General features: G+C 69.0%; 11 protein-coding genes. 4 read left to right on the plus strand and 7 right to left on the minus strand.

Annotation, left to right across the window (positions count from 1 at the left end; genetic code table 11):
• Positions 1 to 9 precede the first annotated feature (9 nt).
• The 3 genes from AB0Q90_RS15355 to AB0Q90_RS15365 all read left to right on the plus strand — a co-directional run bounded on the left by AB0Q90_RS15355 (position 10) and on the right by AB0Q90_RS15365 (position 3121).
• Positions 10 to 1083, plus strand: a complete 1074-nt coding sequence (locus AB0Q90_RS15355) for a ParA family protein (protein WP_363162863.1) — start codon at positions 10 to 12, stop codon at positions 1081 to 1083.
• Complete coding sequence (locus AB0Q90_RS15360) at positions 1080 to 2180, plus strand: ParB/RepB/Spo0J family partition protein (protein ID WP_363162836.1); 1101 nt, start codon at positions 1080 to 1082, stop codon at positions 2178 to 2180. Before AB0Q90_RS15355 ends, AB0Q90_RS15360 begins: the two co-directional genes overlap by 4 nt.
• 323 nt (positions 2181 to 2503) lie before the next feature.
• Complete coding sequence (locus AB0Q90_RS15365) at positions 2504 to 3121, plus strand: GNAT family N-acetyltransferase (protein ID WP_363162837.1); 618 nt, start codon at positions 2504 to 2506, stop codon at positions 3119 to 3121.
• Positions 3122 to 3197: 76 nt separating this feature from the next.
• Here the strand turns inward: AB0Q90_RS15365 and trxA are convergent, their stop codons facing one another.
• The 7 genes from trxA to AB0Q90_RS15400 form a co-directional block, all read right to left on the minus strand.
• On the minus strand, positions 3198 to 3530 hold the full coding sequence (gene trxA / locus AB0Q90_RS15370) for a thioredoxin (RefSeq protein ID WP_133928024.1): 333 nt from the start codon (positions 3528 to 3530) through the stop codon (positions 3198 to 3200).
• A 41-nt stretch (positions 3531 to 3571) separates the two neighbouring features.
• Positions 3572 to 4540 carry a thioredoxin-disulfide reductase gene (gene trxB, locus AB0Q90_RS15375; protein WP_363162838.1) on the minus strand — a complete coding sequence of 323 codons (969 nt, stop codon included), beginning with the start codon at positions 4538 to 4540 and terminating at the stop codon, positions 3572 to 3574.
• Between the two features lie 181 nt (positions 4541 to 4721).
• Complete coding sequence (locus AB0Q90_RS15380) at positions 4722 to 5651, minus strand: hypothetical protein (RefSeq protein ID WP_363162839.1); 930 nt, start codon at positions 5649 to 5651, stop codon at positions 4722 to 4724.
• Positions 5648 to 6373, minus strand: a complete 726-nt coding sequence (sigM, locus tag AB0Q90_RS15385; RefSeq protein WP_363162840.1) for an RNA polymerase sigma factor SigM — start codon at positions 6371 to 6373, stop codon at positions 5648 to 5650. Before sigM ends, AB0Q90_RS15380 begins: the two co-directional genes overlap by 4 nt.
• 21 nt (positions 6374 to 6394) lie before the next feature.
• Positions 6395 to 8095 carry a protein kinase family protein gene (locus AB0Q90_RS15390; RefSeq protein WP_363162841.1) on the minus strand — a complete coding sequence of 567 codons (1701 nt, stop codon included), beginning with the start codon at positions 8093 to 8095 and terminating at the stop codon, positions 6395 to 6397.
• 118 nt (positions 8096 to 8213) lie between these two features.
• On the minus strand, positions 8214 to 10499 hold the full coding sequence (murJ, locus tag AB0Q90_RS15395) for a murein biosynthesis integral membrane protein MurJ (RefSeq protein WP_363162842.1): 2286 nt from the start codon (positions 10497 to 10499) through the stop codon (positions 8214 to 8216).
• A 44-nt stretch (positions 10500 to 10543) separates the two neighbouring features.
• On the minus strand, positions 10544 to 12940 hold the full coding sequence (locus tag AB0Q90_RS15400) for a DUF6049 family protein (RefSeq protein ID WP_363162843.1): 2397 nt from the start codon (positions 12938 to 12940) through the stop codon (positions 10544 to 10546).
• Positions 12941 to 13152: 212 nt separating this feature from the next.
• Here AB0Q90_RS15400 and AB0Q90_RS15405 point away from each other — a divergent pair, with 212 nt between their 5' ends.
• On the plus strand, positions 13153 to 14598 hold the full coding sequence (locus AB0Q90_RS15405) for a CCA tRNA nucleotidyltransferase (protein WP_363162844.1): 1446 nt from the start codon (positions 13153 to 13155) through the stop codon (positions 14596 to 14598).
• Positions 14599 to 14680 lie beyond the last annotated feature (82 nt).

Here is a 14680-nt window from a genome sequence, read left to right on the forward strand (position 1 = left end):
CCCGAAGACATGGGAGGCTCTGTTCATTGCGAGCCTGAAGTCGAGGAGAGTGAATCCTTGCGGTCCGACGCCAACATCGCGGGACCGATGACCGATCCGGTCCCCGGTCCCCGTACCGAGTCGATGGGGGAGGATGTTTCACGTGAAACACCGCCCCCGATGGACGACACTCCCATCGGTCGTGCTGCCCAACTGGCGGTAGAGGCTCTCGGCCGTGCCGGTGAGGGCCTGCCCCGGCCCGAGCAGACCCGGTTCATCGTGGTGGCGAACCAGAAGGGCGGCGTCGGCAAGACGACGACGACCGTCAACCTGGCCGCTTCGCTGGCCCTGCACGGCGCCCGCGTCCTGGTGATCGACCTCGACCCGCAGGGCAATGCGTCCACAGCCCTGGGGATCGACCATCACGCCGAGGTTCCCTCGATCTACGACGTGTTGGTCGAGGGCAAGCCGCTCGCGGAAGTCGTCCAGCCCGTTCCCGATGTAGAAGGCCTCTTCTGCGCCCCCGCCACGATCGATCTCGCCGGTGCGGAGATCGAGCTGGTGTCCCTGGTGGCGCGCGAGAGCCGGCTTCAGCGGGCGATCCAGGCCTACGAGCAGCCGCTGGACTACATCCTGATCGACTGCCCTCCCTCCCTCGGTCTGCTGACGGTCAACGCCCTGGTGGCCGGGCAGGAGGTCCTGATCCCGATCCAGTGCGAGTACTACGCGCTGGAGGGCCTGGGCCAGCTGCTGCGCAATGTCGACCTGGTGCGGGGGCACCTCAACCCCACCCTGCATGTATCGACGATCCTGCTCACCATGTACGACGGCCGGACGCGCCTTGCGTCCCAGGTCGCGGACGAGGTGCGCAACCACTTCGGCGACGAGGTGCTGCGGACGAGCATTCCCCGCTCGGTCCGTATCTCCGAGGCGCCGAGCTATGGACAGACGGTGCTGACCTACGATCCCGGATCGAGTGGTGCCCTGTCCTATCTTGAGGCGGCACGAGAAATCGCGCTGAGGGGTGTTGGCGTTCGCTACGACGCGACGCACGCCCACATCGGCGCCCAGAGCGACCCGAGCATGGTGGAGGGCATCCAGTGAGCGAGCGACGGAGGATTGGTCTGGGCCGTGGCCTCGGCGCGCTGATCCCTGGACCGGCGGACAACACGGCGGCCCCGGCCGCGGTGGCAGGCGCCGGCTCCGCCTCTCCGGCGGCTGTCCCGGTGCTGACCACCGACCGCGGAGTGGCCGCGGCGAAGGTCACCGCCCTGCCGCCTGTTTCACATGAAACCGAGGAGCCGTCGGTGAACGGCGCGGCGGAGGTGCCCGCGCCTCCGATCGGCGCCCACTTCGCCGAGATTCCCCTCGACGACATCAAGCCGAACCCGCGCCAGCCGCGTGAGGTCTTCGACGAGGACGCGCTGCAGGAGCTCATCACCTCCATCAAGGAGGTCGGTCTCCTCCAGCCGGTCGTCGTACGCCAGCTCGGTCCCGCCCACTACGAGCTCATCATGGGTGAGCGGCGCTGGCGGGCCTGCCGGGAGGCGGGCCTGGAGGCGATCCCGGCGATCGTGCGGGCCACGGACGACGAGAAGCTTCTCCTGGACGCCCTCCTGGAGAACCTGCACCGCGCCCAGCTGAACCCGCTGGAAGAGGCAGCCGCCTACGACCAGCTGCTGAAGGACTTCAACTGCACGCACGACCAGCTGGCGGACCGCATCGGTCGGTCCCGCCCGCAGGTCTCCAACACCCTGCGTCTGCTGAAGCTTTCGCCGGCGGTCCAGCGCCGGGTGGCCGCCGGGGTGCTCTCCGCCGGGCACGCCCGGGCGCTGCTCTCCGTCGACGACTCCGAGGAACAGGATCGACTGGCTCACCGGATCGTGGCCGAGGGACTCTCGGTGCGTGCTGTCGAGGAGATCGTGACCCTGATGGGCTCGCGACCGCAGACGGCTCAGCGTGCCAAGGGTCCGCGGGCCGGCACCCGGGTGTCCCCGGCGCTGACCGACCTCGCGACGCGGCTCTCGGACCGTTTCGAGACGCGGGTGAAGGTCGACCTGGGGCAGAAGAAGGGCAAGATCACCGTGGAGTTCGCCTCCATGGAGGACCTTGAGCGAATCCTCAGCTCGCTCGCTCCCGGCGAGGGACCGGTCCTTCAGAAGAGCCTTCTGGAGGGCGACGTGGAGGACTCGGAGGACTGAGTCCCGGGTCGGCCGGCGTTGCGCTCGGCGGACCTTCAGGGCGGGCCGTGTCCGGTGTGTACCGGAAAACGGTCCGCCCTTTGCTTTCTGGCGGTATCGAGGGAATCGCATCGTGGATACGATGCGTTCGGGTATGGCGCATCCACCTGACGGCACCTCTTAGGGGAGGCGGGGGCCATGCGAACGGTGAGCCGGACCGGACTGGTGAGCGCAGGCCTGGGCCTGGGCGCGGTCGGCGGTTTCGTCGGCAGCCTGCTCAGGGAACGGAGCGCCCTGACGGCCGCCCGCGACGCCGCGGGCGAAGGAAGCGAGGAACAGCCTTCATGGGGCGTCGGCTCGTACCGCTCACGCTGGACAACCTTCCGGACCTTCCCGAGCGCTGTCGGTCGTGTGTCTTCTGGGAGCTGGATCCCGTCCGCGGGCAGGCCGCGGTAAAGGCCGGCACTCCGGCTCTGGAGAAGGAGGCCTGGATCTCGGCGGTCCTGCTGGACTGGGGATCCTGCGGCCGGGTGGTGTACGTCGATGACGCCCCGGTCGGCTTCGTGCTCTACGCGCCTCCGGCGTACGTGCCTCGCTCCACGGCATTCCCCACGAGTCCGGTCTCACCCGACGCCGTGCAGTTGATGACCGCGTTCATCCTGCCCGGGTATCAGGGGCAGGGACTTGGCCGAGTGATGGTGCAGACGGTTGCCAAGGATCTGCTGCGGCGGGGCTTCAAGGCGATTGAGGCCTTCGGGGACGCCCGTTGGAAAGAGCCTGCCTGCGTCCTGCCCGCCGATCACCTTCTGGCGGTGGGATTCAAGACGGTCCGTCCCCACCCCACGTATCCGAGGCTGAGGCTGGAGCTGCGCACCACGCTCTCCTGGAAGGAAGACGTGGAGATGGCGCTGGACCGACTGCTGGGCGCCGTGCAGAAGGAACCGGTACTGCGGCCCCTGTGACACCGAAAGGGCCGACCCTTGCGGGTCGGCCCTTTCGTGTTTCACGTGAAACGTCGCTCCGGTTTCACGGGAGGCGTCACTCGGCGATGAAGTCCTCAAGGTCGCGGACGATCGCGGCCTTCGGCTTGGCGCCGACGATGGTCTTGGCGACCTCGCCGTTCTGGTAGACGTTCAGCGTCGGGATGGACATGACGCCGTACTTGGCGGCCGTACCCGGGTTCTCGTCGATGTTCAGCTTGACGATCTCGATCTTGTCGCCGTACTCGGCGGCAATGGCCTCAAGGGACGGCGCGATCTGACGGCACGGTCCGCACCAAGCGGCCCAGAAGTCCACCAGGACGGGCTTGTCGTTCTTGAGGACGTCCTGCTCGAAGGAGTCGTCGGTCACATTCTTCAGGGTGCCGGCCACGGCGGGCTCCTTAACTGATTGTTGCGTGGGGCGGGTGAGGGTCAGACAGCGGTCTTCTCGGGCTCGGCCTTCTCTTCGTCCGCGAGGGCGGCGAGGAAGCGCTCGGCGTCGAGAGCAGAGGAGCAGCCGGTGCCGGCTGCGGTGATCGCCTGGCGGTACGTGTGGTCGACCACGTCGCCGGCAGCGAAGACACCGGTCACATTGGTGCGGGTGGACGGCGCGTTCACCTTGAGGTAACCCTCCTCGTCCAGCTCCAGCTGGCCCTTGAAGAGCTCGGTGCGCGGGTCGTGGCCGATCGCGATGAACAGGCCGGTCACCGCGAGGTCGGAGAGCTCGCCGGTCTTGACGTTGCGCAGCTTCAGACCCGAGAGCTTCTGGTCGCCCTGGACTTCGGCGATCTCGCTGTCCCAGACGAACTTGATCTTCGGGTCGGCGAAGGCGCGCTCCTGCATCGCCTTGGACGCGCGCAGCGTGTCCCGGCGGTGGACGATCGTCACCGACTTGGCGAAGCGCGAGAGGAAGGTGGCCTCCTCCATCGCGGTGTCGCCGCCGCCGATCACGGCGATGTCCTGGTCCTTGAAGAAGAAGCCGTCGCAGGTGGCGCACCAGGAGACACCGCGGCCGGAGAGGGCGTCCTCGTTCGGCAGACCGAGCTTGCGGTGCTGGGAGCCGGTGGCGACGATGATGGCCTTCGCGCGGTGCACCGTGCCCGCGGTGTCGGTGACGGTCTTGATCTCACCGGTCAGATCGACGGAGACGATGTCGTCCGGAACGAGCTCGGCACCGAAGCGCTCGGCCTGGCCGCGCATGTTGTCCATGAGCTCGGGGCCCATGATGCCGTCCTGGAAGCCGGGGAAGTTCTCCACCTCGGTGGTGTTCATCAGCGCGCCACCCGCGGTGACAGCGCCTTCGAACACCAGCGGCTTCAGCGACGCGCGCGCGGTGTAGAGCGCCGCCGTGTAGCCGGCGGGCCCGGAGCCGATGATGATCACGTTACGGACGTCGCTCACGGCTTGATTCCTCGTCTCTGGACTGCGTCGTCGGACCGGTGGGGCATCCTTCTGGACTCTCACCCCACCCAACGGATCCTAAGGGGCGCGCATTCCCACTGTGTCCGGGCACACGGTGGGGCGACACGGTACGGGATACCGCGCAGAACGGAGACGAAGCGTCCGTGCCCTGAGCAGGTGCTCAGGAGGTGCGGGTGTAGGTGTCCGTCAGCAGAATCTCGGCCTTGCCCACGGACGGGTCGGCCACGCAGGTCGCGTCCACGATGTAGGCGGTGACCTTGGTGCTGTCGGAAGGGTCGGCCAGTACTACGAGCAGTGCCTCCGTCCCCTTGTAGATGCCCTTCTCGGTCGCGAGAGCGGCATCGTTGCTGCCGATGCTGTCCTGGACGCAGCCGGGCACCGTGGGCTTCGTGTAGACGCGAGGACCGTCGCTGCTGGGGTCGGACTGCACGCCGAGGTTGCTGTTCGGGGTGCGCGAACCATCCGTCTTGTTCTGGTTCTGGGCGAGCAGATCGGTGACCTGCTTCTCCAGCGTCCCCGCGGCGAAGGTGTCCACGGACGCCGTCTGTCGACCGTCGGCCTCAGGGTTGTCCTCGTCTCCGTTGAGAGAGGAGAGCAACAGGGAAACGAGCCCCAGGGCGGCCACCGTGAAGACGGTGCCCAGAACGGTGACCCGGCGACGTCCCCGACGGACGTGGTCCTTGCGGCCCGGCCCCGTGGTCGAGGTACGGGCGCGGCCCGCGGGGCGATCTGCCGGCGGCGATGTTTCACGTGAAACATGAGTGCTGCCGTCCGCGTCGGACTGCACGCGGGGGGCACCGACGAGCGCAGGCGCTTCCGCGTCAGTCGGTGTCGTGGCATTGAGCAGGGCCTCGGCCGCCAGAGCGGCGTCGATACGTCCCGCGACATCGGCGGGCATCCGAGCAGGGCCGGGCAGCGTCCCCAGCAGGTCGCGGATCTCCTCCAGCGACGTGTGGACGTCGGCGCACAGCTCGCACTCGTCCAGATGCTGACGCACCTCTGTGGTGCGGGTAGGGGAGAGCAGGCCCTCGGTGAGGTCGGAGATCTCGGTGACGTCCGGGTGCCCGGCCGCGTCCGTCGTGGATGTCACGCTCGCCCACCTCCGCCCTTCACAGCAGCTGAATCACTCGGCCCGGTATCGCGTGGACCTCCGGCATGCGGTCCCGCTGCCGGTGGGACGGATGTCCCCTGCGTCCGGTTCCGCCCCTCGCCTGCTTCTCTGCCGTCACCGGCGTTTTCCGGCCGCAGATGCGTGAGCAGGGGCAGGAGTCTGGCTCTGCCCCGCGCACAGCGGCTCTTCACCGTGCCGGTCGGCACGTCGAGGACACGAGCGGCCTCGGCGACGGGATACCCCTGCATGTCCACCAGGACGAGGGCGGCCCGCTGATCGGGAGGCAGCGTCCCGAGGGCCTCCAGCAACTGCCGGTGCAGATCATTGCGCTCGGCGGGAGCGGACGCCTCCTCGTGCGGCTCCAGCAACTGCTCCAGGCGCTCCGTGTCGTCGACGGGAGACGTCTTCCTCGATGCCGCCTTACGAGCCCGGTCGAGACAGGCGTTCACCGTGATCCGGTGCAGCCAGGTCGTGACGGCCGACTGGCCCCGGAAGGTGTGGGCGGCCCGGTAGGCGGAGACGAGGGCGTCCTGCACCGCGTCAGCGGCCTCCTCGCGATCACCCAGGGTCCGCAGGGCCACGGCCCAGAGCCGGTCGCGATGCCGGCGCACGAGTTCACCGAAGGCGTTGGGGTCGCCCTCCACATGCCAGGCCAGGAGGTCCTGATCGCTCACGTCGCCGTATGCGGTGCCTTCTGCCATCGGACCCCCTCCCCTTCAAACTCAGCTGGTCACCTTGATGTCAACCACCCTGCCGCGGTACTCGCCTGTGTCCGCCTGCACGGGGAGCTCGGTCAACCAGACCAGAAGGTACCGGGACTTGAGGTCGTCTCCCGGCTTGAGGGTGACGCTCGTACCCGAATCCGCGGCGACCTTGCTGTAGTCGTCGAAGGATGTCGGCTCCGAACCCGCGTCTTCTGATGCGGCGCGAAGCTCCACCGACGTGGCTCCCACAAAGGAGACGGTGACCTTCCCGACCTTCTGAACCTTGCCCAGGTCAAGGATGACGCCGACGCCGGTCTTGAGATTGCCGAACTTGGCGCCCAGGTAGTAGTCCGTCTGCCAGTAGGTCCCGGGGCTGCTGTCGTAGACCTTGCTTATATCTCCGGGCTTCTCCGAGCCGTCGCTGCCGAACGGGTCGAAGTCATGGGCGCCCTGAATGGCGATCGGCTTGCCGCTCGCCGGCTTCTTCGCGTTCTTGTCGTCGCCGTCCGTCGTCTGCGTCTGGTTCGTCTCGTCGGACTTGCCGCCCCGGTCCATGAGGGCGTCTGCCAGCTGCCAGCTGCCGAGACCGAGCGCGGCGATGAGGAGGGCCGAGACGGCCCACTTCAGGGCCCTTCCCGTGCGGCTCTGCAGCGGGGGCGGCGGGGCCGGGACCGGCTGGGTGGCGCCGGGGTGCGGGGACTGGCGGCCGTACGTGCCCTGCTGGTACGTCGTGCGCTGGTACTCCGGCGGGGCGGTGAACGCCGGCTCCGGCGGGCGGATGCGCGGCATCTCGCCGATCGCCTTCACCAGTTCCTCGGGCGTGGTGCACGCCGACTCGTGGCGGGAGGCGGTCGCGCCGTCGTTGGCGAGCGCGCGCATGGAGAGCTCGGACAGTCCGCGGTGGACGCCGGCCCGCACCTGGTCGGGAGCGATCAGACCGATGTCCTTGGGCAGCCCGGACAGGCCGTAGGCGTCGTTCTCGTACGGCCAGCGCTGGGTGAGCGTCGCGTACAGCAGCGCGCCGATTGCTTCTGTGTCGGTGCGCTGCGGGGTGTCGGAGCTGATGCCGCGCAGCGCGGCGTTCACCGCGAGCCCGCGGATGCGCCACTGGCCCGTCGAGGTGCGCAGGACGGCGTTGGGGTTCAGCCGCAGATGTGCGAGGCCCTCACGATGCGCCGCGGCCATGGCGGCGGCGATCTGGCTGACCATCTGGTAGGCCTCGTACGGCTCCAGCGGCCCGGAGGACAGGAGCGTGGTCATCTCGGTGGCGTCGGGCAGCCACTCGTGGACGACGTAGACCAGGTCGTTCTCCTCGACGGCGTCGAGGACCTGGACGAAGCGGGGGTCGCCGAGCAGGGCGGAGGAACGGGCCGCGGCCAGTACGGAACGGGCCCGTGAGTGGTCCGCGGGCAGGATGTGGACGCCGACGGCGCGACGCAGCTTCTCGTCCACCGCACGCCAGCTGCTGAAACCGTCCAGACGGGTGACGCACTCCTCCAGGCGGTAGCGTCTGGCGAGTTTGTGGCCGCTGTGCAGTTCGGGCGGTGAGGCCTTCCCGGGACCCTCGGTCCCGCCACTCCCCTGTGCCTCGTCGGTGTCCGTGTCGCGCTCCCGATTCTTGACCACCCCGTCGGCCGTGGACTGGTCCGCCTGTGCGGTCAGCGACTCGTTGCCGCTGTTGTCTGCCACGTCGACGGCAGCCGTGCTCCGATCCGCCACCGTCGCTCCTGCCTCCCCATCCATTGCGCGCTTTGAGACGCCGAAACCAATTGTGCCCACAGTCCGCCGCTATGCACGACACACGGTGGCGGACGATGGTTGTGCGCGTACCCCCGCCTCAGCGCCCCAGACGCCCGCGGACCATTCCGACCAGCGAGTTCAGCTCCTCGATACGCATCTTGCGGGCGAAGACGAAGAAGATCCCGAGCAGGACGGCTCCGCCGACGATCAGGGCTGCGAAGGAGCCGATGACGCCCTGGCCGAGGGCGTGTCCGATGCCGTAACAGGCCGCGCCGCTCAGGAGCGCCGCGGGCACCGAGGCGATGCAGAGCCTGGCGTACGTCCGCAGCACGCGGGCGCCGTCCAGGTCCCCGCCCAGACGCTTGCGCAGTCGGCTCCAGGCGACGCCCACACCGATCGCGTAAGCGAGACCGTACGAGGCGGCCATACCGACCACCGCCCAACGGGACGGGAGGACGAAGAAGCAGGCGGCGGAGGCGGCCGCGTTGACCGCGGCCACGATGACCGTGTTGTAGAAGGGCGTGCGCGTGTCCTCGTAGGCGTAGAACGCGCGCAGGACGACGTACTGCACGGAGTACGGGATCAGGCCGAGGCCGAAGGCCATCAGCATGTACCCCATGTTGGTGGCCTCGCTGGTGCCCGAGGAACCGAAGATCAGCGTGCACATCGGGATGCCGAGGGCCAGGAAGCCGAAGGCGATCGGCACGATCGCGACGGCAGTCGTGCGCAGCCCCTGCGAGATGTCGTCGCGGACGGCACCGCCGTCGTCCTCGGCCGCGGAGCGGGAGAGGCGCGGCAGCAGGGCGGCCATCAGGGACACGGTGATGATCGCCTGGGGAAGGCCCCAGATCAGCTGGGCGTTGGCATAGGCGGCGAAACCGGTGCCGTCGACGGGCGAGTCCTTGCCCGCCGCCGTGGACAGCTGGGAGACGACGATCGCGCCTGCCTGGTTGGCGAGAACGAACAGCACGGTCCACTTGGCGAGCGTGACGGCCTTGCCCAGGCCGTGGCCCTTCCAGTCGAAGCGCAGCCGCAGCCGGAAGCCGGTCTCACGCAGGTAGGGGATCATCGCCAGGGCCTGGACGACGAGGCCGAGCAGAACGCCGATGCCGAGGAGTCGCTGGCCCTCCGGCGGGATGTTCGTGACCTTCATGCCGGAGTCGGCGGCGGTGCCGTACACCCACATGAACATGCCGAGCGTCACGATGATGACGATGTTGTTCAGGACCGGGGTCCACATCATCGCGCCGAACTTCCCGCGCGCGTTGAGGATCTGCCCCATCACCACGTGGATGCCCATGAAGAAGATCGAGGGCAGGAAGTACTGGACGAAGGTGATGCCGACCTCGTTGGCGGCAGGGTCGCTGGCGACCGAGTCGGACAGCAGTCGGATCAGCAACGGCGCTGCGAAGATCGAAAGCGCCGTGAGCACGCCGAGCGCCACCATGACGAGCGTCAGCAGCCGGTTGGCGTATGCCTCGCCGCCGTCCTCGTCCTCCTTCATCGCGCGTACGAGCTGCGGTACGAAGACGGAGTTCAGGCCGCCGCCGACGGTCAGGATGTAGATCATCGTCGGCAGCTGGTAGGCGACCTGGAACGTGTCGCCGAGCAGACCGACACCGAGGGCCGACACGATCAGCGCCGACCGGATGAACCCGGTCAGCCGGGACACCATCGTGCCCGCCGCCATCACCGCGCTCGACTTCAGCAGGCCCGCGGCCTTCCCGCCCTTCTTCGCGGGAGCCGAGGGAGCCGCCGAAGCCGCAGCAGCAGCCGGAGCCGCAGCAGGGACGGGCGCGGTGCCGAGGTTCATGGTCGCGTCGGCCGGCGGCGGGGTGGGCGCCTGTGGCCGCTGGTACTGGCCGGGCTCCGCTGCGGGGCCCGGTACCGACGGGGGCTCGTACGGCGGGCGGCCGCCGCCCTGCTGCTGGTCCCGGAACAGGTGCGCGAAGGCGTCCGGCTCGTGGTGCTCCTCGGCGGAGTGCGTGACCAGGTCGTCCACGCCCACGTACTGGGTCGTGCGCGGGTCGTCGCCGTACGGCAGGTACTGGGTTGCCCCGTCCGGCTCGGGGGCCGGGGTCTGGGCCCACACGCGGGGGTCGGGGGCGTACGGCGACTGCTGCGGCTGGGAGTACAGGGGCTGCTGCGGCTGGTACGTGCCGGGGGGCGGCGGGGGGTGTGCGGCGCGGTCGTAGAGCGCCTCGGCGACCGGGTCCTGGGCGGCGAGGTCCTGCGCCCGGTACGGGTCCTGGTCGTAGGCGTCCTGGAGGTACATGTCCGCGGGTGGCTGCGGCGGTACCTGGCCGTGCTCGGGCGGCGGGCCCTCGGGGTAGCCCGAGCTGCCCGCGGCCTGGCCGCGGTCACCGTCGTACGGCGCGTTCATGGTTACCCCACCTCATCGTCCCGGGCCCACCGGCCACGACATCCTCAACGGTCCACTCTCTCACCCGTCCCGGACGGGTCGGCGCTTTCCGCTGGGGTGTCCGGTGCCGGGTCACTCGGCTGCTCCGGGTCGTCTGCCCGGGCTCCGGTGCCGGACTCCTCAGTAGGACGGTCATCAGGGTCCTCGGGGTTCTCCGGACCGTCCGTGGGCTCGTCCGCGTCGTCGGGGCCGTTCTCCTCGGCCCGGCGGGCGGCGGCGCGCTTGCGCTGCGTGTACATACGGAAGCCGGCGAGCACGAGGAGGAGGAAGCCGCCGCCGATGACCAGCATCACGGTGGCCGTGAACTCGGTGACCTTCACGTCGAACTTGACCGGCTCGCCGTACTTCTGGCCGTCCTCCGTGTACAGCTGGGCGATCACCTCGGCCCGGCCGTTGGCCTCGGCGGAGGTGGTGAACTTCACCGTCTGGCTGTGACCGCCGGAGACGGTGACCGGCTGCTCGTCGTAGGTGTAGCCGCCGATCTTCAGGCGTCTCGGGCTCGTCGAGGTGAGCCGCAGCACCAGGTTGTCGACGCCCTGCACCAGGTTGTTCTGCACGGTCACGGGGATTGTGGCGCTGCGTCCGGAGAGCTTGGTCTCGGACTTCTCGATCAGTGTGACCTGGTCGGCCAGGGAGTCGAGGTACTCCTCCACGCCGTCGCGGTACTCGGTCGCCTCGTCGGCACGACCGCGCCACGACGTGGACATCTCGCGGTTCATGGCCCGCCCGAACGGGGTCACCACTCGCGACTCGTCGGAGAGGATGACCTTGAACTTGTCGAGCTTGTCCTGGGTGGCCGCGATCTGCTCGAAGGCCGGCTGCCGGAGTTCCTGCTTGCGCAGGGCGGACGGGTACGCGGACGCAGGCTTGACCTTGGTCGTGGCACCCGCGTCCGGCTTGGCGGTGGCGGCGGCCGTGAGGTCCTCGGACTCGGACCAGTTGCTGCCCTCAAGGGCGGTCACCGCCTCGGCCAGCGTCCGGGCCTGGGACGCCGACAGCATGCGCTGCGGAGCCACGACGATGTTGCGCTGCTTGTCCGTCTGCAGGTCGAGCGCAAGGCTCTGGGCCAGGAACTGCTGCACCGCGAGCGTCGCGGAGGACGCCCTCGTCATGTCGCCCTGGAACGCGGTCGACAGCCGGGCGTCGGCGACCACCGCCGTGGTGCCGCCGCCGATGGGCCGGGCCGCGGAGGGCGTGTAGGTGAGGTTGTCCGTCTCTTCCAGGCTGTCGCTGCGCGCGATCACCTTGTCCGCGCCGGCGGACGTGGCGACCTTGACGATCGACGGGTCCACCGCGCCGTCCACGGGCCAGGCGAACTCGGTGCTCGGTGTCACATGGAGGATCGACTCGACGGTGTCGTCGGCGACGTCGGTGGCTTCCTTGAGGTGGGCGAGCGAGCCCGTGACCCTCGTGCCGTTGTGGGCCAGGGAGGCAAGGTCGGGGTCCGCGAAGGGCAGGGCGACGACCTCGTTGTCCGCCACGGCGTCCTGAACCTCGGCGAGCCACTGCCTGGCGAGTTCCTGGTCGGCCCGGGTGCCGGCCGTGGTGGTGCCGTTCTCGCCCTGGACGCGGTAGCTGCGCGTCATGGCGTCGACGGAGGCCAGCAGGTCCGGGTCGACCACCCAGGTGACGTCGAGGTCCTTGCCCAGCGCCACCAGCTGCTCCAGGCGGCCGCCCGGCGCGAGCTCCTCGGCGAGGTCGTTGTCGCGGAAGACCGGGGTCTGCGACTCGTTCGACCCCGTCTGCGCTGTCATGTGGGTGGTGGAGACCAACGGCCACAGGACCGTGGTCTTCGTCTTCGTGTCGGCCTCGTCGGTCTGCCACGGCAGGAACGTCCGCTGGACGCCGAGCGGCTGGTTCCACGGCTGCGCGGCCGTCTTGCCGAAGAGCGATACGGCGAACTGGTAGACCCCGTCCCCGCCCAGGTCCAGCTCGTCTACCGGCACGGAGATGCTGAAGCGTTCGGAGACGCCCGGAGTGAGCTTGGAGAACTTCTCGACGTACTTCCCGCCGACCGCCGTCCCGTCGGCGCCCTCCTGGTAGCCGGTGCGCTTGGCGGCGTCTTCGATGGCCGAGCGGGTGGTGAGCTCAGGGCCGACGCGCAGATCGACCTGGGCGTCGGTGACCGCCTGCTTGCCGTTGTTCCTCACCGTGCCGGACACGGTCAGTGTGTCGCCCTCGGTGGGGATGGCGGGGGTGAGCGTGTCGACGGACACGGCCACCGTGCTGGAGCCCGTGGCGGCCTTGGCGGAGGCAGGGGCGGCGGCCTGGACGGGGGAGGCGGCGGGCAGCTGGACGAGACCGGTCAGCAGGGGCGCGCCGGCGAGCAGTGCCCCGGTGCGCCGCAGCCACCGGCGGGCAGGTGAGGGACTCATCCCCTGGAAGTCTGCCGCCTCGGCCACGCGCTCGCCCGTCCCTCGTCGTCGTCAGTGGTCGTCGGAATGTGCGTCCACGCATGGTAACGATGCGCGCTGAGGGTAAGTGCCGCGGACTGCTCCACAAGATCGGGCCACACCGGCGGGCTGTCCTGTATGTGCCCGTATAAAGGGGAGTGCTTTTGTGCACGTTTAATGGAGGCGCTCCAGGTCGCCCCGGCCACGTACCCTCTTTTGTTGTGCCGAACGCCAACGAAGACAACCTCAGTGTCCTGAACCAGGTGCAGCACCGCGCGGTGAGCGAACTGCTGCGTGTCGCGCCTGTCGCCGACGACCTCGCCCGCCGCTTCCAGGAGGCCGGGTTCTCACTCGCCCTGGTCGGCGGATCGGTCCGGGACGCGCTGCTCGGCCGGCTCGGCAACGACCTGGACTTCACGACGGATGCCCGCCCCGAGGACGTCCTCAAGATCATCCGTCCGTGGGCGGACGCGGTGTGGGAGGTCGGGATCGCCTTCGGCACGGTCGGGGCGCAGAAGGACGGCTACCAGATCGAGGTGACCACCTACCGGTCGGAGGCGTACGACCGGACCTCGCGCAAACCGGAGGTCTCGTACGGCGACTCCATCGAGCAGGATCTCGTCCGCCGCGACTTCACGGTGAACGCGATGGCCGTCGCGCTGCCGGAGAAGGAGTTCATCGATCCGCACGGCGGCCTCGGCGATCTCGCCGAGAAGGTGCTGCGCACCCCCAGCACGCCCGAGGAGTCCTTCTCCGACGATCCCCTGCGCATGATGCGTGCGGCACGCTTCGCGGCGCAGCTCGACTTCGAGGTGGCCCCCGAGGTCGTCACGGCCATGACGGAGATGGCCGGGCGCCTTGAGATCGTCTCCGCCGAGCGGGTGCGGGACGAGCTGAACAAGCTGATCCTGTCCTCGCACCCCCGCAAGGGCCTGACGCTGCTGGCCGAGACCGGGCTCGCCGAGCACGTGCTGCCGGAGCTGCCGGCCCTGCGGCTGGAGAGCGACGAGCACCACCGTCACAAGGACGTCTACGAGCACACGCTGATCGTCCTGGAGCAGGCGATGGCCCTGGAGGAGAGCGGCCCCGATCTGACGCTCCGCCTGGCCGCGCTGCTGCACGACATCGGCAAGCCCCGCACGCGCCGTTTCGAGAAGGACGGCCGGGTCTCGTTCCACCACCACGAGGTGGTCGGCGCGAAGATGACCAAGAAGCGGATGACGGCCCTGAAGTACTCCAACGAACTGGTGAAGGACGTCTCCCGCCTGGTCGAGCTTCACCTCCGCTTCCACGGCTACGGCACCGGTGAGTGGACGGACTCCGCGGTCCGCCGTTACGTCCGCGACGCCGGCCCGCTGCTCGACCGCCTCCACAAGCTGACCCGCTCGGACTGCACGACCCGCAACAAGCGCAAGGCTGCCGCGCTGTCCCGTGCGTACGACGGCCTGGAGGAGCGGATCGCCCAGCTTCAGGAACAGGAGGAGCTCGACTCGATCCGCCCGGACCTCGACGGCAACGAGATCATGGAGATCCTCGGCATCGGCCCCGGTCCCGTCATCGGCCGCGCGTACAAGCACATGCTGGAGCTTCGGCTGGAGAACGGGCCGATGGAGCGCGATGCGGCCGTGACGGCGCTCAAGAAGTGGTGGGCCGAGCAGCAGGGCTGAAGCTGTGAAACGGGGTCATGTTTCACGTGAAACATGACCCCGTACGTACCGAGGGGCGATGTTTCACGTGAAACATCGCCCC

Source organism: Streptomyces sp. NPDC079141, from assembly GCF_040686775.1.
Classification (GTDB): domain Bacteria; phylum Actinomycetota; class Actinomycetes; order Streptomycetales; family Streptomycetaceae; genus Streptomyces.

Coding starts and splice junctions, on each gene's coding strand:
- AB0Q90_RS15355 (WP_363162863.1), top strand. CDS start 10: ATGGGAGGCTCTGTTCATTGCGAGCCTGAAGTCGAGGAGAGTGAATCC.
- AB0Q90_RS15365 (WP_363162837.1), top strand. CDS start 2,504: ATGGGGCGTCGGCTCGTACCGCTCACGCTGGACAACCTTCCGGACCTT.
- sigM (WP_363162840.1), bottom strand. CDS start 6,373: ATGGCAGAAGGCACCGCATACGGCGACGTGAGCGATCAGGACCTCCTG.
- murJ (WP_363162842.1), bottom strand. CDS start 10,499: ATGAACGCGCCGTACGACGGTGACCGCGGCCAGGCCGCGGGCAGCTCG.